This window comes from Prevotella sp. tc2-28 (assembly GCF_900107705.1).
Taxonomy (GTDB): Bacteria; Bacteroidota; Bacteroidia; order Bacteroidales; family Bacteroidaceae; genus Prevotella.
The window spans coordinates 1-17,365 of sequence record NZ_FNRE01000024.1 but is presented as its reverse complement, the minus strand read 5'-3'; the positions used below and the strand labels follow the sequence as shown (position 1 = coordinate 17,365).

The 17,365-nt window shown below is 50.4% G+C and carries 14 protein-coding genes; 12 read left to right on the top strand and 2 right to left on the bottom strand.

Features of this window, described 5'->3' with window-relative positions; translation table 11 throughout:
* Positions 1–75 precede the first annotated feature (75 nt).
* Positions 76–363 (top strand): D-Ala-D-Ala carboxypeptidase family metallohydrolase, encoded by a 288-nt coding sequence (locus BLU47_RS14300; RefSeq protein WP_255402231.1) that lies wholly within the window; start codon positions 76–78, stop codon positions 361–363.
* 57 nt (positions 364–420) lie between these two features.
* Here the strand turns inward: BLU47_RS14300 and BLU47_RS14295 are convergent, their stop codons facing one another.
* On the bottom strand, positions 421–2,169 hold the full coding sequence (locus BLU47_RS14295) for a PI-PLC domain-containing protein (protein WP_176780612.1): 1,749 nt from the start codon (positions 2,167–2,169) through the stop codon (positions 421–423).
* A 67-nt stretch (positions 2,170–2,236) separates the two neighbouring features.
* Positions 2,237–3,322: an MltF family protein gene (locus tag BLU47_RS15225; RefSeq protein WP_255402230.1), complete on the bottom strand. Its 1,086-nt coding sequence runs from the start codon at positions 3,320–3,322 to the stop codon at positions 2,237–2,239.
* Positions 3,323–3,472: 150 nt separating this feature from the next.
* Here BLU47_RS15225 and hisG point away from each other — a divergent pair, with 150 nt between their 5' ends.
* The 11 genes from hisG (at position 3,473) to BLU47_RS14235 (ending at position 17,250) form a co-directional block, all read left to right on the top strand.
* Positions 3,473–4,324 (top strand): ATP phosphoribosyltransferase, encoded by an 852-nt coding sequence (gene hisG, locus BLU47_RS14285; protein ID WP_091964446.1) that lies wholly within the window; start codon positions 3,473–3,475, stop codon positions 4,322–4,324.
* 75 nt (positions 4,325–4,399) lie between these two features.
* Complete coding sequence (gene hisD, locus BLU47_RS14280; protein ID WP_091964441.1) at positions 4,400–5,686, top strand: histidinol dehydrogenase; 1,287 nt, start codon at positions 4,400–4,402, stop codon at positions 5,684–5,686.
* A gap of 20 nt (positions 5,687–5,706) precedes the next feature.
* Positions 5,707–6,741: a histidinol-phosphate transaminase gene (gene hisC, locus BLU47_RS14275; RefSeq protein WP_091964438.1), complete on the top strand. Its 1,035-nt coding sequence runs from the start codon at positions 5,707–5,709 to the stop codon at positions 6,739–6,741.
* Positions 6,742–7,923, top strand: coding sequence for an MFS transporter (locus BLU47_RS14270; protein ID WP_091964434.1), 1,182 nt, complete (start codon positions 6,742–6,744; stop codon positions 7,921–7,923).
* Positions 7,924–8,024: 101 nt separating this feature from the next.
* Entirely contained in the window at positions 8,025–9,458 is a 1,434-nt protein-coding gene (locus tag BLU47_RS14265; RefSeq protein ID WP_369796997.1) for an anaerobic C4-dicarboxylate transporter, read from the top strand.
* A gap of 3 nt (positions 9,459–9,461) precedes the next feature.
* Positions 9,462–10,682, top strand: a complete 1,221-nt coding sequence (locus tag BLU47_RS14260; RefSeq protein WP_091964427.1) for an HD domain-containing protein — start codon at positions 9,462–9,464, stop codon at positions 10,680–10,682.
* A gap of 48 nt (positions 10,683–10,730) precedes the next feature.
* Complete coding sequence (lpxD, locus tag BLU47_RS14255) at positions 10,731–11,717, top strand: UDP-3-O-(3-hydroxymyristoyl)glucosamine N-acyltransferase (RefSeq protein ID WP_091964457.1); 987 nt, start codon at positions 10,731–10,733, stop codon at positions 11,715–11,717.
* A gap of 3 nt (positions 11,718–11,720) precedes the next feature.
* Positions 11,721–13,106 (top strand): bifunctional UDP-3-O-[3-hydroxymyristoyl] N-acetylglucosamine deacetylase/3-hydroxyacyl-ACP dehydratase, encoded by a 1,386-nt coding sequence (locus BLU47_RS14250; protein ID WP_091964424.1) that lies wholly within the window; start codon positions 11,721–11,723, stop codon positions 13,104–13,106.
* Positions 13,107–13,109: 3 nt separating this feature from the next.
* The gene (gene lpxA, locus BLU47_RS14245; RefSeq protein ID WP_091964421.1) at positions 13,110–13,880 is read left to right on the top strand and encodes an acyl-ACP--UDP-N-acetylglucosamine O-acyltransferase; all 771 of its coding nucleotides are present in this window, start codon (positions 13,110–13,112) and stop codon (positions 13,878–13,880) included.
* Positions 13,881–14,777: a tRNA (adenosine(37)-N6)-dimethylallyltransferase MiaA gene (gene miaA, locus BLU47_RS14240; protein WP_091964418.1), complete on the top strand. Its 897-nt coding sequence runs from the start codon at positions 13,881–13,883 to the stop codon at positions 14,775–14,777.
* Positions 14,770–17,250: a transglycosylase domain-containing protein gene (locus BLU47_RS14235; protein WP_143025589.1), complete on the top strand. Its 2,481-nt coding sequence runs from the start codon at positions 14,770–14,772 to the stop codon at positions 17,248–17,250. Before miaA ends, BLU47_RS14235 begins: the two co-directional genes overlap by 8 nt.
* Positions 17,251–17,365 lie beyond the last annotated feature (115 nt).

Genomic DNA, 17,365 nt, shown 5'->3' with positions numbered 1-17,365 from the left:
TTCGTCAACACGCAGAAGTACCCGTGCAACAAGCCCACGCTGCAGCACGTGGCGAACATGGTCTACGGCTGCGTGATGCTCCTGGAACCTGCCCGGCAAGTGGTCGGCCCCATCCTCACCAACTCCGGCTTCCGCAACGAGGACGTCAACCGCCATGTGGGTGGTGTCCGCAACTCGCAGCACTTGCTCGGCCAGGCTGCCGATATCCGCCCCAAGGACCCTCAGCAGTTTCACCGCTTGGTCGACTTCCTCAAAGCTCACCAACTCACCGACCAACTACTCACGGGCAATGGCTGGCTCCACATATCGTGGAATCCCTTCGCCCCACCCCGCCACTTCGTCAGGATTGGCTATTACAAATAGAAAAAGAGGGTGTGCCTATTTTGACACACCCTCATTTTTGCGTTTATCTTTTTGCGATTATTTCACCACGTCGCCTTCGTCAAGTGAGATAAGGTGATTCTTGCTGGCATAGTAGTTGGCACCGATGATCGGGGCTATGAGGTCTACTCCGCAAGGATTTTTAAAGAGCCAGTAGCTATCCTCATAGTCGATGCCGACGAAATCGACTACCATGATGCCAGTCTTCGCTAATTTCATCTTTATGATGTCTTTGCCCACAAATTCGTTCGTCAAGGAGCCGCCTACAAGGTAGCTCATATGGAGACCTGGAACTCCCACACGACCAGACATGTGATTGATGACCCAATGCGGCTCGACAGACTTGGCAGACTCATCGGCAATCTTCAGGGTTTGCATCACCTTGTCTTTTTTGTCTATGTTATCATACAACGAAATAAAGTTACAAGCCTGGACGGTAACCTGGTTCTTCTTGACAACAGGGAAGTCAACTTCGGCAGTCTTGATGTCTTTGCTCCAGACAGGTCGCATGCATACACCCAGAGAGGGGTTGTGCACGGGATTCTCGAAATTGTTCATCACGATGAGCAGACCACGACAGTCATCCAGACGGAGGTCAGGACTGTAGTTTATCGCCTTATGGTAGATATCGAATACAGACCCTATCGTGTTTGAGATCTCTAAGTAGACGTCATACATCATTTTTTTATCGAGGTTAGGTGCCTGGTCGATCATGATAATGGCTGTCTCAGTGGGGTGCTGATCAAGCATTTCCTTCAGGTCCCCGAGAATCTGTTTCAGGGTGACGTTGGGATATCTGTATTTCATATCCTCATCATAGAAGCCGAGGTCTTTGGCCCCCTTTTCACTCCCATAGATGGTTCCGAGGTCGAAGTAGCGCACGCCAAGATTCCAGAGCTCCTTAATAGAGAGGAACTGGCGTTTGTATGTGCAGTACACTGATTTCCCCAAGTCCTTGGTAATGTAGGCTGTAGGAGCAGCGGCGGCTCCAAGGATCGACATATCGCAGATTCGGGGATTCAGACCTTTGTAGTAGCGTCCCATATAATCAGCATTGTCGATCTTCTTGTTGTTATACTTCTGGGACAGAGATTTCATGGTCAGCTCGTTTGACTCGATCATCATCTTGATTCTCTCCTCGATCGAATATTTTCTGTAAGAACGGTTGGCAGCCTTGGTACGCATAGTGGCACTAGCTTCCTCATCGACGAGCTGGCCTGTCTCGTTGAGCAATGCCAGCAGATATGCATCGGTGTGACTGATGAACGCCATATCGCCTGTGGTTTTGTCGCGCAGCATGGCAAGGGTATCCATCTTTTCTGCATTGAGGTCAAGACCGTGTTCCTTGAATACCTTATAGGTCTCGTCATTCTCATCGATCTTCTTCTTGACCTTAAGCTGCAGGCCACCAATCAGCTCTAAGTCGTTGAAGTTGAGCTGATCTACAAAATGGAGCTTGCTGAGGTCGTTGGTGACACTCCAGGTGCCGTTATAGGTGACATAGCTGCCTAAACCCTCCTCATCTTCGCTTTCCTCGTTGAAGTTGAAGTCATAGATGTTGCAATGACCGTCTTCGTTGATATCATAGAGGCGTACAGCGGAGTCGTCGGTGAGCTGTATCTCATCAAGCCAGGTTCCTTGGGCATACGCCTTGATCTGCTCAACGGTATAGCTGCTGAGTTCGGGCTGCTGAACGGAAGTTGAGTTGTCGTCGGCTGAACAAGATGTCATTGTAAAAGTGATTGTGCCACAGAGTGTCAGGATGGCGGCACGCATCCAATTTCTCATTTCTTTCATGTTTCTTGAAATATAAACCACTTTAAAAATAATTATACAGTCCCTTGTCGGGAGAGACTTATTCGTTGATCTGGAATTTCTTCTTGCGTTCGCGCTTGGCTTTCTGCGGGATGCCACTGGGAGCCGCTACCGAGCGAACGGTTTTCACGCCTCGGTAACCATTCCAGCGCTCCTGGATTTTGCGGACATAATCCACGGTTTCGGAACCTCGCATATAGCCGTTCTTCACCACGGGGTCGTTGTAGAACTCAGGTCTGCTAAGTCCGAGGACAAAGGGTTCCACCTCGTGCCAATGATAGGGATTTCTGCCGTGTTTCCTGGCCAGCGCCATCGCGTCACGAATATGGAAATGTCCGCCGTTATAGGCTGCCAGCACAAAACGGGTGCGCTCAGCGTGTTCACGGATATCCGAGAAGCTGCGCTCGAGTTCAGCCAGATACCTGACAGCAGCGGCGATGTTCTGTTCCGGGTCGTAGATATTGGCACGCGAGAGTCCCAGATGGTCTGCCGTGCCAGGCATGATCTGCATCAGTCCGCAAGCACCAGCCCACGACCTGGCCAGCGGGTCGAAGGTGGACTCCTGGTAACATTGGGCAGCAATAAGGCGCCAGTCCCAGCGGATAGTGGCAGCATAACGCTGGAAGAAGGCATCATAATGCGAAATGACGCCTCCGGTGCGGTTCAGCATGGGTGCAAAGACGCGTCGCTTGACGGCTCTGTTGGAAAGCAGAAACTCCTCCTCTTTCTTCACCTCGTCGACCAACGACGGCTTAAACCAAGCCTGCAGTTCGTCTTCCAGGTCCTCCTTGTCGTCGCCGACAATCCAACCGAGGCCTTTCTTCGTCATCGGATAGCAGATGAGGTCGGCATCGCCATCCTCCAGTCTTCTCATCATCTCGGCAGTATCGCGACAGACCTCCATTCGCAGGCTCACACCCAGTTTGTCGGCAAAGCGCTGCGCCAAGAGATATTGTGTGCCGAGGTGCTTGCCCTTGTAATCGTAATACGTCTCGGGACCCGTCAGCGTGAGGGCTATCAGTTCGCCATTCTGCTGAATCTCGTCCAGGTCAAAATCATCGTCAGTCGGTATGGTATCGGCAATCTCACCCCAGGGAGTGACCAGGGTTTCCTGCTTTTTTTGCACACAAGAAGCGAGCAAAAAGAGGCCAAATATCCATGCAAAATGCCATTTCACGGTGCAAAGGTAGCAAATATTTTATAATTCTTCGTTTATAATTCATAATTAATTCGTACCTTTGCAGGCACATTTCTAAATTAGAAGAGAAAAGAAATCATGTTAAGAATAGCTGTACAATCAAAAGGACGTCTCTTTGAAGACACCATGAACCTGCTTGCAGAGGCCGACATCAAGGTGAGCGCCTCGAAGCGCACATTACTAGTGCAATCAACCAATTTCCCCCTGGAAGTACTATACCTTCGCGATGATGATATCCCCCAGTCAGTAGCCTCCGGCGTGGCTGACATCGGCGTGGTTGGCGAAAACGAATTCGTAGAGCGTGGCGAAGATGCCGAGGTCATCTCCCGTCTGGGCTTCTCGAAATGCCGCCTGTCGCTGGCCATTCCCAAGGAGATAGACTATCGTGGCGTCAACTGGTTCAACGGAAAGAAGATAGCCACCTCCTACCCCAACATCCTGAGGAACTACATGCGCGAGCAAGGTATCGACTGCGAGATTCACGTCATTACCGGTTCGGTGGAGATTAGTCCGGGCATCGGTTTGGCTGACGGTATCTTCGATATCGTGTCGTCAGGTTCCACGCTGGTCAGCAACAACCTGCGCGAGGTCGAGGTGGTGATGCAGAGCGAGGCCCTGCTGATTGGCAACAAGAAGATGTCAGCCGGCAAGCGAGCCACCCTCGACGAGATGCTGTTCCGCTTCAAGGCCGTAAAGGATGCCGAGGACAAGAAATATGTGCGGATGAATGCTCCCAAGGCCCGTCTGCAGGAAATCATCAACGTGCTTCCCGGACTGAAGAGTCCCACGATCATCCCGTTGGCCGACGAGGAGTGGTGCTCCGTTCACACCGTCCTGGACCAGAAGCGTTTCTGGGAGATTATCGGCAAACTGAAAGAGATGGGCGCACAAGGCATCCTTGTCACCCCGATAGAGAAAATGATACTATAAGAGGTGAGAGGTAAGAGGTTAGAGGTGAGAGGTAAGAGGTGAGAGGTTAGAGGTAAGAATTAAGAGGTTAGAGAAATGATAATATATAGAAATCCGAAACGGGAAGTGTGGCCGGACATCATTGCCCGCCCGCGTCTGAACCTGACACAACTGAACGACACCGTAGCAACGGTCCTGGCAGACATCAAGGCACGTGGCGACGAAGCTGTCCGCGAGTATGAACTGAAGTTTGACAAGGCTGCCCTGACATCGCTGGCCGTCTCGGAACAAGAGATGGACGAGGCAGAGCAACTGGTCAGCAACGAGTTGCGCGACGCCATTATCCTGGCACACCACAACATCAAGGTCTTTCATATCTCCCAGCGGTTTGTCGGACAAAAGGTAAAGACGCAGGAAGGCGTTGTCTGCTGGCAGAAGAGTGTTGCCATAGAGCGCGTCGGACTGTATATTCCCGGCGGTACCGCTCCCCTCTTCTCCACCGTGCTGATGCTGGCTACCCCAGCCAAGATTGCCGGATGCAAGGAGATTGTGCTCTGTACGCCTCCCAACAGCGAGGGTAAGGTAAATCCCGCCATCCTGATGGCTGCCCGCATAGCAGGAGTCAGCAAGATTTATAAAATAGGTGGTGTGCAAGCCATTGGTGCTATGGCCTACGGCACCGAAACCGTTCCCAAGGTCTATAAGATATTCGGTCCGGGAAATCAGTATGTGATGGCAGCCAAGCAACAAGTGAGTCTTGACGAAGTAGCCATCGACATGCCTGCAGGGCCGTCGGAAGTCTGCGTCTTAGCCGACGATACTGCAAACGCGGAGTTTGTTGCTGCCGACCTGTTGTCGCAAGCAGAACACGGCATAGACTCGCAGGTGCTGTTTATCACCACCAGCGAAGCAAAACTCAACGAGGTGCAGAAAGAAGTGGAGCGCCAGTTGCAACAGCTGCCACGCAAGGAGATCGCCGCCAAGGCTCTTGACAACAGCCGCTATGTGCTGGTGAACAGCGTTGACGAGATGATGGCGCTATCCAATGCCTATGCCCCTGAACACCTCATCCTGCAAGTGAAAGACTACGAACAGCTTGCTGAGCGCGTGGTCAATGCCGGCAGCGTGTTCCTCGGAGCCTATGCCTGCGAGAGTGCCGGCGACTATGCCAGCGGTACTAACCACACCCTTCCTACTCACGGATATGCTACAGCATACAATGGTGTGAACCTCGACTCCTACTGTCGCAAGATTACCTTCCAGCACCTGACGGAAGACGGTATCCGACACATCGGACGTGCCGTAGAACTGATGGCAGAAGCCGAGCAACTGGATGCACATAAGAATGCCATGAGCGTGCGCATCCGGGCAATTAATAAATAAGTAATTAGCAATGAGTAACGATGATTAGCTTAGAGAAACTGGTAAGACCCAATATATGGAGCCTGGCTCCCTACTCGTCAGCCCGCGATGAGTATTCAGGAAAGGAAGCTCACATCTTCCTGGACGCCAACGAGAATCCCTATAACGCTCCATACAACCGCTATCCCGACCCCCTTCAACGCGAACTGAAGGCCAGGTTGACGAAGGTGAAAGGTGTTCCCGAGAATATGATCTTCCTCGGTAATGGCAGCGACGAGCCTATCGACTTGTCGTATCGCATCTTCTGCCGGCCAGGAAAAGACAACGTCGTCGCCATTGCTCCCAGTTATGGCATGTATGCGGTTTGTGCCGACATCAACGATGTGGAATACCGCCCTGTCCTGCTGGACGACAACTACGAGTTCTCGGCAGACCGGTTGCTTGCTGCCTGCGACGAGAACACGAAAATCATCTGGTTGTGTTCGCCAAACAATCCCACCGGCAATTCACTCGACCGCGACGAGATGCTACGCGTGGTAGAGCACTTCGACGGCATTGTCATCATCGACGAGGCCTATATCGACTTCGCCCAGCAGAAGTCCATGCGACCGGAACTCCCCACACACCCCAACCTCATCATCCTGCAGACCATGTCGAAGGCGTGGGGCTCAGCAGCTATCCGTCTGGGAATGGCCTTCGCCTCACCTGAGATCATCGCGATATACAACAAGGTGAAATATCCTTACAATGTCAACCTGCTCACCCAACAACAGGCACTCAAGGCCCTCGAAGATCCCTTTGAGGTAGACAAGTGGGTGAAGACGTTGCTCACAGAACGTTACCGAGTCATGCAGGCATTCACGGAACTCCCGATATGCCAGCAGATTTTCAAGACGGATGCCAACTTCTTCCTGGCTCGCATGACCGATGCCAAGAAGATTTATGACTATCTGGTGGACAAAGGTATCATTGTGCGCAACCGCAGTCGCATACAGCTTTGTGACAACTGTCTTCGCATCACCATAGGAACCCGTACAGAAAACAACGAACTGCTGGCTGCTCTCCGTCAATTCTGAATGGAACGCCTCTGGAACCATAACTACTGCAAGGTAATGACGGCGAATTTCGCCCTGTTCTTTGCCTTCTACCTGTTAACGCCCCTGTTGCCCCTTTATCTCCATGAGACTTTCGGAGCCACCAAGGATGTGATTGGTTTCGTACTGTCGGGATACACCCTCGTGGCACTCTTGTTCCGACCTTTTAGCGGTTTCCTCGTCGACACCTTTCCGCGCAAGACGGTATTGCTGGTAGCATTCAGCATGTTTGCCATCTTCTTTGCCGGCTATCTCATAGCCACCTCCCTACTCCTCTTCACCATCTTGCGAACCCTTCACGGAGGACCCTTCGGAGCCGTCACGGTAGCCAATTCCACGGTTGCCATTGATGTCCTGCCTTCCTCCCGTCGTAACGAGGGAATCGGATATTACGGATTATCCAACAATCTGGCGATGGCCATCTCACCAACCTTTGCCCTGTTTATCTATACCCAGACGCACAACTTCCAACTGCTCTTCTGGCTGTCGTTCGCCATTGCCACCTTCGGACTTGTCGTTGACTCCACCATTAAGATGGACAAGCCCCGTCAGACCTCAGCCGTGCAACGTCCCATGACCATGTCCCTAGACCGGTTCTTCCTGAAAAAGGGTTGGTTAATTGGCGTAAACATGATATTCTTCGGATTCTGCTTCGGGGTGCTCAGCAACTATCTGGCCATCTATGGGAAACAAGTGCTCCACATGACAGGCGGCACCGGTACTTGGTTCATGCTGTGTGCCATCGGCCTTATGCTGTCCCGTCTTCAGGGTGGCAAAGCCTTGCGCCAGGGACGCCTTACCCACAATGCCGCAGAAGGAATGGTCATCTCCCTCATCGGATACACCCTGTTTATCGCCATTCCCAACCATATCGGCTACTATGGTTCCGCCATCCTCATCGGACTGGGCAACGGACATTTGTGGCCAGCTTTCCAGAACATGATTATCAATGTGGCTCATCATCATGAACGAGGCACCGCCAACTCAACCATTCTCGTTTCCTGGGACGTGGGCATGGGACTGGGCATTCTCATCGGCGGCGTCATTGCCGAGCTGTTTAGCTACACGGCGGCTTTCTGGACCGTTGCCATAGTCAACCTGATTGGTGTCGTATTGTATTTTCTGCGCACCCAGCAGTTCTTCCTATCACGCAGACTTTCATAAAGTTTGTCGCGTTTTTCTTTGCAAATTCAAAAATAATGACTACATTTGCAACCATAATTGAAAAAATAACTTAAATCTAAAATAGTAATATGTCACTAATGATGATTCTACAACTCATGATTGTGCTGGGGGCACTCTGGGTTGGTTCACGTTACGGAAGTCTTGCACTCGGAGCCATTTCCGGTATCGGACTTGCGCTACTCGTTTTTGGGTTTGGACTTAAGCCCGGTACACCTCCAACAGATGTAATCTATATTATCATAGCCGCCGTGACCTGCGCGGGAATCATGCAAGCCTCAGGAGGTATGGACTGGCTGATACAGATTGCCGAACGACTGTTGCGCAAGCACCCTGACCGCATCACATTCCTGGCTCCGCTATGTACCTTCTTCCTCACCGTGCTGGTTGGAACGGGCCATGTGGTATACACGCTGATGCCTATCATTTGCGACATCGCCTTAAAGAAAGGAATCCGTCCGGAACGTCCTTGTGGCGTCGCCTCTATAGCCTCACAGGTGGGCATCACTTGTTCACCGATTGCGGCTGCCGTGGTGGCCTTTGTCAGCATATCAAACGCCAACGGGTTCAACGTCACCATTCCCGGTACCTTGATGATTTCCATACCGGCCTGCCTATGCGGTCTGATGGCTGCCGCTGCTGCCAGCTACCACCGAGGACTGGACCTGGACAAAGACCCTCTGTTCCAGGCTAAGTTGAAAGACCCTGCTCAGTATGACTATATCTACGGCAGTACCACGACGACACTTGACAAGCGAATTCCCCCCGAAGCCAAACGCGCGGTGTTTATCTTCCTGGGAGCCTTGGCAGTCATCGTGTTCTTTGCCATCTTCCAAAACGCGCTACCTTCCTATGACACCTTGCGAGGCATCAAAGGCACCGACCCGTTGGTTATCAACGATCAGCTGACACTAACGGCAGACCAGCTGGTAAAAGCCAAGATTCATGTGGACGGAATGACGGAGTTCTTCAAGAAACCGCTTGCCATGAATCTCGTCATTCAGATTGTCATGATTACCGCAGCAGCCTTGATGATCATGTTCTGCAAGGCATCGCCCAAGAAAGCCGTCGCCGGTCCTGTATGGCAGTCGGGTATGGTTGCCGTCGTGGCCATCTATGGTATTGCCTGGTTGGCAGATACCTATTTCTCCAACTATATGGGTGAGATGCAAGTGATGCTGACAGACATCGTGAAGGAATATCCGTGGTCCATCGCCTTGGTTTTCTTCATGGTTTCGGTACTCATCAACTCGCAGGGAGCGGTTGTCGTAGCCATGCTACCCCTGGCCTATTCGCTGGGCATTGACGGTCCTGTCCTGCTCGGTGTGCTGCCCTCCGTCTACGGCTATTTCTTCATCCCGAACTATCCCAGCGATATTGCAACGGTAAACTTTGACCGTTCAGGAACCACGATTATCGGAAAGTACCTGCTGAACCACTCGTTCATGATGCCCGGTTTGATTTGCGTTTCCACATCAACCATCGTGGCTTATCTGCTATCTATGATTATCTATTAGTTTATGAATGAACATAAGATTATAAACGACCCCGTTTTCGGGTTTATCAAAATCAAAAGAGGGTTGCTGTATGATATCGTACAGCATCCCTTTTTTCAACGTCTTAACCGAATCAACCAGTTGGGATTGGCATCGGTAGTCTATCCCGGAGCGCGCCACACTCGTTTCCAACATTCGCTGGGCGCCTTTCATTTGATGTCAGAAGCAGTCAAATCGCTGAATGAGAAAGGAATTTACATTTTCGACTCGGAAGCGGAGGCTGTCCAGGCTGCAATCCTCATGCATGACATCGGACATGGTCCCTTTTCTCACGTCCTGGAAAATACGCTGATTCATGGTATCTCACATGAAGATATCTCGCTGATGATGATGGAACAAATCAACCACGACTTGAAAGGCCGGCTCAATCTGGCAATAGCCATTTTCAAAGACGAATATCCCAATAAGATTTACCATCAGCTCATTTCCAGTCAGTTAGACATGGACCGCCTTGACTACCTGCGCCGCGACTCATTCTATACCGGAGTAACGGAAGGTAATATCGGGTCGGCACGAATCATCAAGATGCTGAATGTCATGGATGACAAACTGGTTGTCGACTCCAAAGGAATCTATTCGATAGAGAATTACCTGACAACCCGAAGACTCATGTATTGGCAGGTATACCTGCATAAGACGGCTGTGGGCTATGAGAAAATACTCGTCAACACCCTAAGACGCGCAAAACACTTGTTCCAGCAGGGAGAAGATGTCTTTGCCTCTCCTGCCCTTGCCTATTTCATGAAAAACGATGTCGATGCCAAATGGTTCGCCGGTCATCAGGAGGCACTGTCCATGTATGCCGAACTGGATGATTCCGACATCTGGAGTGCGCTGAAAGTATGGAAGCATAGCAGCGACAAGATCCTGTCAACGCTGGCAACGGATATGGTTGACCGCCATCTCTTCAAAGTAGAAGTGACCGAGGACCGTCCCACCGACGAGTACATCGAAGAGAAACTGAATCAAATAGCAGCAGCCATGGACATCACGAAAGATGATGCCCGTTATATGCTGACGCTGACGGAGATTGGAAAAGATATGTACAATCCGGAAGACGACAGTATCGGAATTCTTTACAAAGACGGTACCGTAAAAGATATTGCAGATGCTTCAGAAATCTTAAATGTGCAACTACTTTCAAAAAAAATACGTAAATATTACTTGTGTTATCAACGAGTTTGAATATTTTTTTGTATCTTTGCAGCGTTTATTAAAACTAAAAGTTATATGATGCAATTTACAGCCAAACAAATAGCCGACTTTATTGGCGGTCGTGTGGAAGGCAATGACAATGCTGTTGTTAACACTTTTGCTAAGATAGAAGAAGGCAAAGAGGGAGCCATCACTTTTCTTTCCAATCCCAAATATACCCAATATGTCTACGAAACAAAGGCCAGTATCGTTCTGATTAACGAGGACGTGGAACTTGAAAAGCCTGTCAGCGCAACGCTCATTCGCGTGAAGAACGCCTATGAGTGTGTCGCCAAACTGCTCCAGATGTATGCAGCCTCGCTGCCTAAGAAGGTGGGTGTTCATCCCCTTGCCTTTGTCGCAGAGTCTGCTGTTATCGGCAAAGACGTCTACATCGGTCCTTTTGCCTGTGTTGGTGAAAATGTGAAGATTGGCGACGGTTCCATCATCCATCCCAATGTCACCATCTATGACGGTTGCCAGATTGGCAAGAACGTTACCATTCATGCCGGTTCTGTTATAGGTGCCGACGGTTTCGGCTTCGCTCCTAACCAAGAAGGCTACGAGAAGATTCCTCAGATAGGCATTGTGATTATCGAGGATAACGTTGAAATTGGTGCCAATACTTGTATCGACCGCTCTACGATGGGACAGACCATCATTCATCAGGGAGTCAAACTGGACAACCTCATTCAGGTAGCCCACAATTGTGAGATTGGTGAGAACACCGTCATGTCAGCTCAAGTAGGTATGGCTGGCTCCACAAAGATTGGCGCTTGGTGTATGGTTGGCGGACAGGCTGGTTTCTCCGGTCATATCCATGTAGCAGACCGCACCATGGTGGGAGCCCAGTGTGGTGTCATCGGTGACACCAAAGGAAACGGCGAGACCTTAATCGGTTCACCGGCAGTCAACCCCAAGATGTATTTCAAGGCAAGAGCCCTTGATGCCAAATTGCCTGACATGTATCGACAGATTGCCGCTATGCAGCGCGAAATTGATGAATTAAAAAAGAAACTACAATAAATCATGAAACAGAAGACACTTAAAGGCAGTTTCTCTCTTTATGGAAAAGGACTGCATACAGGTTTAAACCTGACCGTTACGTTCAATCCTGCTTCAGAGAACTTTGGATATAAGATTCAGCGTATTGACCTTGAAGGCGAGCCCATCATTGATGCCATAGCAGAAAATGTGGTTGACACCCAGCGTGGCACCGTGCTTGGCAAAGGTGACGACATCCGAGTCAGCACCGTAGAACACGGACTGGCAGCACTCTATGCCCTGGGCATTGACAACTGTCTGATACAGGTTAACGGTCCGGAATTCCCCATCCTTGACGGTTCTGCCATCCAGTATGTCGACAAGATTAAAGAAGTTGGTATTGAAGAGCAGAACGCTCCGAAAGACTGGTATGTCATTCGCAAGAAGATTGAGGTAAAAGACGACAAGACCGGTTCTTGCATCACCATTCTTCCCGACGAGGAGTTCTCACTCACGGCAATGTGCTCTTTTGAGTCCAAGTTCATCAACTCCCAGTTTGCAACGCTTGACAAGATTGACAAGTTTGCTACTGAGATAGCTGCTGCCCGTACATTTGTCTTCGTTCGCGACATCCAGCCCCTTCTGCAGGCTAACCTGATCAAAGGCGGTGATATGGATAACGCTATCGTGATATATGAGCGTCAGATATCACAAGAACAACTCGACCAACTGGCTGACATGCTCCACGTAGAGCATCGCGATGCCACCGAGTTAGGTTATATCCAGCACAAGCCGTTGGTATGGGAGAATGAGTGTACACGCCATAAGCTGCTTGACATCGTCGGTGACATGGCGCTGATTGGCAAACCCATCAAGGGACGCATCATCGCTACGCGTCCTGGTCACACCATCAATAACAAGTTCGCTCGCCAGATGCGCAAAGAGATACGTAAACATGAGATACAAGCTCCTATCTACGATCCCAACGAAGAGCCAATCATGGATGTTAACCGTATCCGCGAATTGCTTCCTCATCGCTATCCCATGCAGTTGGTAGACAAAGTCATCGCTTTGGGTGCCAATACCATTGTCGGCATCAAGAACGTGACATCCAACGAGCCTTTCTTCCAGGGACACTTCCCCGAAGAGCCCGTTATGCCTGGCGTGCTGCAGGTTGAGGCGATGGCACAATGTGGCGGACTGCTGATTCTGAACACGCTGGAAGAGCCCGAGCGCTGGTCTACCTACTTCATGAAGATTGACGATGTAAAGTTCCGCCAGAAAGTTGTTCCCGGCGACACACTCATCTTCAAAGTCGACCTCCTGGCTCCCGTTCGTCACGGAATCTCATCCATGAAGGGCTATATCTTTGTGGGAGACCATGTTGTCGCAGAGGCTACATTCACCGCTCAAATAGTAAAAAACAAGTAATCTATGAATCAAATACATCCCCTAGCAGTCGTTGACCCCGAAGCAAAACTAGGCGACGGTAACGTGATTGGTCCTTTCTGTGTGATTGACAAAAACGTAGTCATTGGCGACAACAACAAGCTGCTCAATAACGTCACCATACATTATGGTGCACGCATTGGTAACAATAACGAGTTCTTCCCAGGCTCGTCCATCTCCACCAAGCCCCAGGATTTGAAGTTCAAGGGTGAAGAGACTACCTGCGAGATAGGCGACAACAATTCTATCCGCGAGAATGTAACCATTAGCCGCGGCACCGCGTCCAAGGGCAAGACGGTGGTTGGTAACGGTAACCTGCTGATGGAGAACATGCATGTGGCTCACGACTGTGTCATTGGCAATGGCTGCATCATCGGTAATTCCACCAAGTTTGCCGGTGAGGTTGAAGTGGAAGACTATGCCATCATTTCTGCAACCTGTCTGTTCCACCAGTTCTGTCGTGTAGGAAGCTATATCATGTTCCAGGGTGGAACGCGCACGAGTCAGGACATCCCACCTTACGTCATTGCCGGTAAGGAGCCCGTCCGCTATGCTGGCGTCAACCTGATTGGCTTGCGACGCCGTGGATTCCCCAACGAGACGATAGAAGCCATCCATGATGCCTATCGCATCATCTATGCTAAAGGTGTGCTGAAAGACGGTATTGCTGAGGCCCGTGCCAAATATCCCGACTCGAAAGAGGTGGAATATATCTGCTCATTTATAGAGAATTCAAAACGCGGAGTCATCCGGTAAATGAACACGCTGATTGCCGTTACGGGACCTACTGCCGTAGGAAAGACAGCTCTTACCATCGAGATTGCCAAACACTACGGAATACCAATTATCAATGCTGATTCACGTCAGATCTATCAAGAACTGAAAATTGGTACGGCCTCACCGACAGCAGAACAGATGCAACAAGTCAAGCACTATTTCGTAGGCACCAAGAGCATCACCGACTACTATAATGCCTCCATGTACGAGCAAGAGGTTGTCCAACTACTGGAAAAGTTGTTTGTCGACTCTCCGGTACAGTTGCTCAGCGGAGGCAGCATGATGTATATAGACGCTGTATGCAATGGCATTGACGACATTCCCACCGTTCGTGACGATATCCGTAATGAGATGAAACGTCGTTATCAGGAAGAGGGACTTGATGCACTCTGTGAAGACCTTCGCCGACTGGACCCCGAGCATTATGAGGTCGTTGACCGTCAGAACCATCGCCGTGTGATTCACGCATTGGAGATATGCTATCAGACCGGAAAGACTTACACCTCCTTCCGCACACAAAAGCGCAAGGAGCGTCCCTTTCAGATTGTCAAGATAGGACTTACCCGCGACCGTCAGGAGCTCTACGACAGGATTAATCAGCGGGTAGACACCATGATGAGCGAAGGATTGCTTGACGAGGTCCGTTCTGTATCAGCCTACCGTAGCACCAACGCTTTGAATACCGTAGGATATAAAGAACTATTCGACTATATAGACGGGCGATGGCCTTTGGAAGAAGCCGTTGAACGCATCAAGGGGAATACCCGACGCTATGCCCGCAAACAACTAACTTGGTATAAAAGAGATGAGCAAGTAACCTGGTTTCATCCTGACCAACAAGACAAAATCCTGAAATTTATTTCGCATTATGAGTAAATACGTTGAGAGAATAAGTACGCTGTTCAAGCAATGTGGACAATGGTATAAAGGGCTCTATCGTGGACGTCCCTGGTATGTCAAGACAGCAGTCGGACTTGCCACACTCGTTGTTACCTTCCTGCTCTACCTCATCATGGTTGACATGAACTTCCTGTGGCTTTTCGGTAAGTCGCCTTCTATCCATGATGTCAAGAACACCCACCCCGCTGAGGCCTCACAGATATACAGCGCTGACGGTAAGGTTATCGGTAAGTTCTTCAGCGAGAACCGCATGCCCGTGACCTATGACGATGTGAGCCCGAAATTCTGGGAAGCACTCATCGATACGGAGGACGAGCGTTTCTATCGTCATCATGGCATCGACTATCAGGCTTTCGGAGCTGCGCTGAAAGACTATGTGCTTCACCGTGATGCGCGTGGTGCGTCAACGATTACCCAGCAGCTGGCCAAGAACCTGTTCCGTGTTCGCACGCAGTATTCTACAGGACTGCTCGGTTCCATCCCTGGTCTCAAAATGCTCATCATGAAGAGCAAGGAATGGATTACCGCCTATAAGCTGGAGTATTATTTTAATAAGGAGGAGATTCTGACGATGTATGCCAACACGGTAGACTTCGGTTCCAACTCCTTTGGCATCAAAACGGCAGCCAAGACGTATTTCGGTACCACACCCAAGCACCTGACTGCCGACCAGTGTGCGGTGCTGGTAGGACTGCTCAAGGCAACCACCTATTATAATCCCCGCATCAATCCGAAGAATGCCCTCAACCGTCGTAATGTGGTGCTCGACAATATGTTGCGCCACCATCATCTGACTCCCGAGGAATGCAAAGCCCTCCAGCAGAAAGAAATCAAACTGGACTACAGCGTCGAGACAGCCTACGACGGTACTGCCAACTATTTCCGCGAAGCCGTTGCTGACTTCATGAAGAACTGGTGTAAGGAGTATTATGGTGACGATCGTGTCTATGCCTACTATACCGAAGGACTGAAGATTCACACCACACTCGACAGCCGCATGCAGCGCTATGCCGAGGAGGCTGCCATCAAGCAGATGAAACAGGTTCAGAAGACTTTTAACCAGCATTGGGGTAATGTGAATCCCTGGCAGGACGAGCATCACGTGGAGATTCCTCACTTTATCGAGGACCTTGCCAAGAAGACACCTTACTACAAGATGCTGAATCAAAAGTACAACGGTAATCAGGATTCCATCGACTATTACCTCAACCTACCCCATCAGGTTAAATTGTTCGACTACGACGAGGGAACTATCGTGCGAGAGATGTCTACCATGGACTCCATCCGTTATATGGAACATTTCATGCATTGTGGCTTCGTGGCCATCGAGCCCCAGACGGGTCACGTCAAGGCTTGGGTAGGCGATGTCGACTTCAAGACGTGGAAATACGACAAGGTGACAGCCATGCGCCAACCGGGTTCTACCTTCAAGCTCTTTGTCTATGCCGAGGCGATGAATCAGGGCATCACTCCTTGCGACACCCGCACGGATGAATACTTCTCGATGAAGGTGATGGATCATGGCAAGGAGGTCACCTGGGCACCCACCAATGCCGACGGTCGTTTCTCGGGTGCAAACATCACGCTGAAGCAGGCCTTTGCCATGAGTGTCAACAGCGTGGCAGCACGTTTGGGACAAGAGGTTGGTATCGAACATATAGTGAAGACCGCTCATGATATGGGTATTAAGTCGAAACTCACCGCGACACCAGCATTGACGCTTGGTGCAAGTGATGTTAACCTATTGGAATTGGTCGGTGCATACTGTACACCCGTGAATGACGGAAAGGCCATCGACCCCGTACTGGTTACCCGCATTGAGGACCGCGACGGGAATGTGCTCTATGAGGCCAATCCTGAAGAGCGACAAGTTCTCTCACCCAAGAGTGCTTTCTACGTCCAGCAATTACTGATGGGTGGTATGAGTGGCACCTCGTCACGCCTGCGTGGCTTTGTAGGTGATGCCAACAATGATACCGACTTCGGAGGTAAGACAGGTACGTCAAACAACCACTCCGACGCTTGGTTTGTCGGCACTACTCCCCGTCTGGTCTGTGGTGCATGGGTTGGTGGTGAATACCGTTGCATCCATTTCCGTACGGGAATGCTTGGACAGGGCAACCGCACCGCCTTGCCTATCTGTGGCTACTTCCTCGGTTCGGTACTCAGTGACAAGCAGTTTAAGCACTACCGTACCAAGTTCGACAAGCCAGAAGGTCTCGACAATGCCATCGACTACAACTGTGGCGGATATTTCAAGGCACCAGCCGATTCCGACTCCATAGCTGTTGACAGTCTGGCTGCTAAACCAGAAATGGAGATGGTACTTGACGAGTATGGCAACGAAGTTATGCGTCCGAAGGAGCACCAAGAGCACGTTACCAATACGGCACACCCCGATGCACAGCAAGCTGCCGAGGAGCCTAAACAGACAAAGATAGAAAATTGAACACGGAGGAATTAGACCTTGATAACAAGGAGTGGCAGCAAGCCCTCCAGATTATACAGTTTACCCGTCGCTCGCTATTCCTAACTGGTAAAGCGGGGACGGGTAAATCGACATT

Bases quoted from the DNA above. Each gene is read 5' to 3' on its own strand.
- BLU47_RS14300 (WP_255402231.1), top strand. From the start codon at position 76: ATGCTCCTGGAACCTGCCCGGCAAGTGGTCGGCCCCATCCTCACCAAC.
- BLU47_RS14295 (WP_176780612.1), bottom strand. From the start codon at position 2,169: ATGAGAAATTGGATGCGTGCCGCCATCCTGACACTCTGTGGCACAATC.
- hisG (WP_091964446.1), top strand. From the start codon at position 3,473: ATGTTAAGAATAGCTGTACAATCAAAAGGACGTCTCTTTGAAGACACC.
- hisD (WP_091964441.1), top strand. From the start codon at position 4,400: ATGATAATATATAGAAATCCGAAACGGGAAGTGTGGCCGGACATCATT.
- hisC (WP_091964438.1), top strand. From the start codon at position 5,707: ATGATTAGCTTAGAGAAACTGGTAAGACCCAATATATGGAGCCTGGCT.
- BLU47_RS14270 (WP_091964434.1), top strand. From the start codon at position 6,742: ATGGAACGCCTCTGGAACCATAACTACTGCAAGGTAATGACGGCGAAT.
- BLU47_RS14265 (WP_369796997.1), top strand. From the start codon at position 8,025: ATGATTCTACAACTCATGATTGTGCTGGGGGCACTCTGGGTTGGTTCA.
- BLU47_RS14260 (WP_091964427.1), top strand. From the start codon at position 9,462: ATGAATGAACATAAGATTATAAACGACCCCGTTTTCGGGTTTATCAAA.
- lpxD (WP_091964457.1), top strand. From the start codon at position 10,731: ATGCAATTTACAGCCAAACAAATAGCCGACTTTATTGGCGGTCGTGTG.
- BLU47_RS14250 (WP_091964424.1), top strand. From the start codon at position 11,721: ATGAAACAGAAGACACTTAAAGGCAGTTTCTCTCTTTATGGAAAAGGA.
- lpxA (WP_091964421.1), top strand. From the start codon at position 13,110: ATGAATCAAATACATCCCCTAGCAGTCGTTGACCCCGAAGCAAAACTA.
- miaA (WP_091964418.1), top strand. From the start codon at position 13,881: ATGAACACGCTGATTGCCGTTACGGGACCTACTGCCGTAGGAAAGACA.
- BLU47_RS14235 (WP_143025589.1), top strand. From the start codon at position 14,770: ATGAGTAAATACGTTGAGAGAATAAGTACGCTGTTCAAGCAATGTGGA.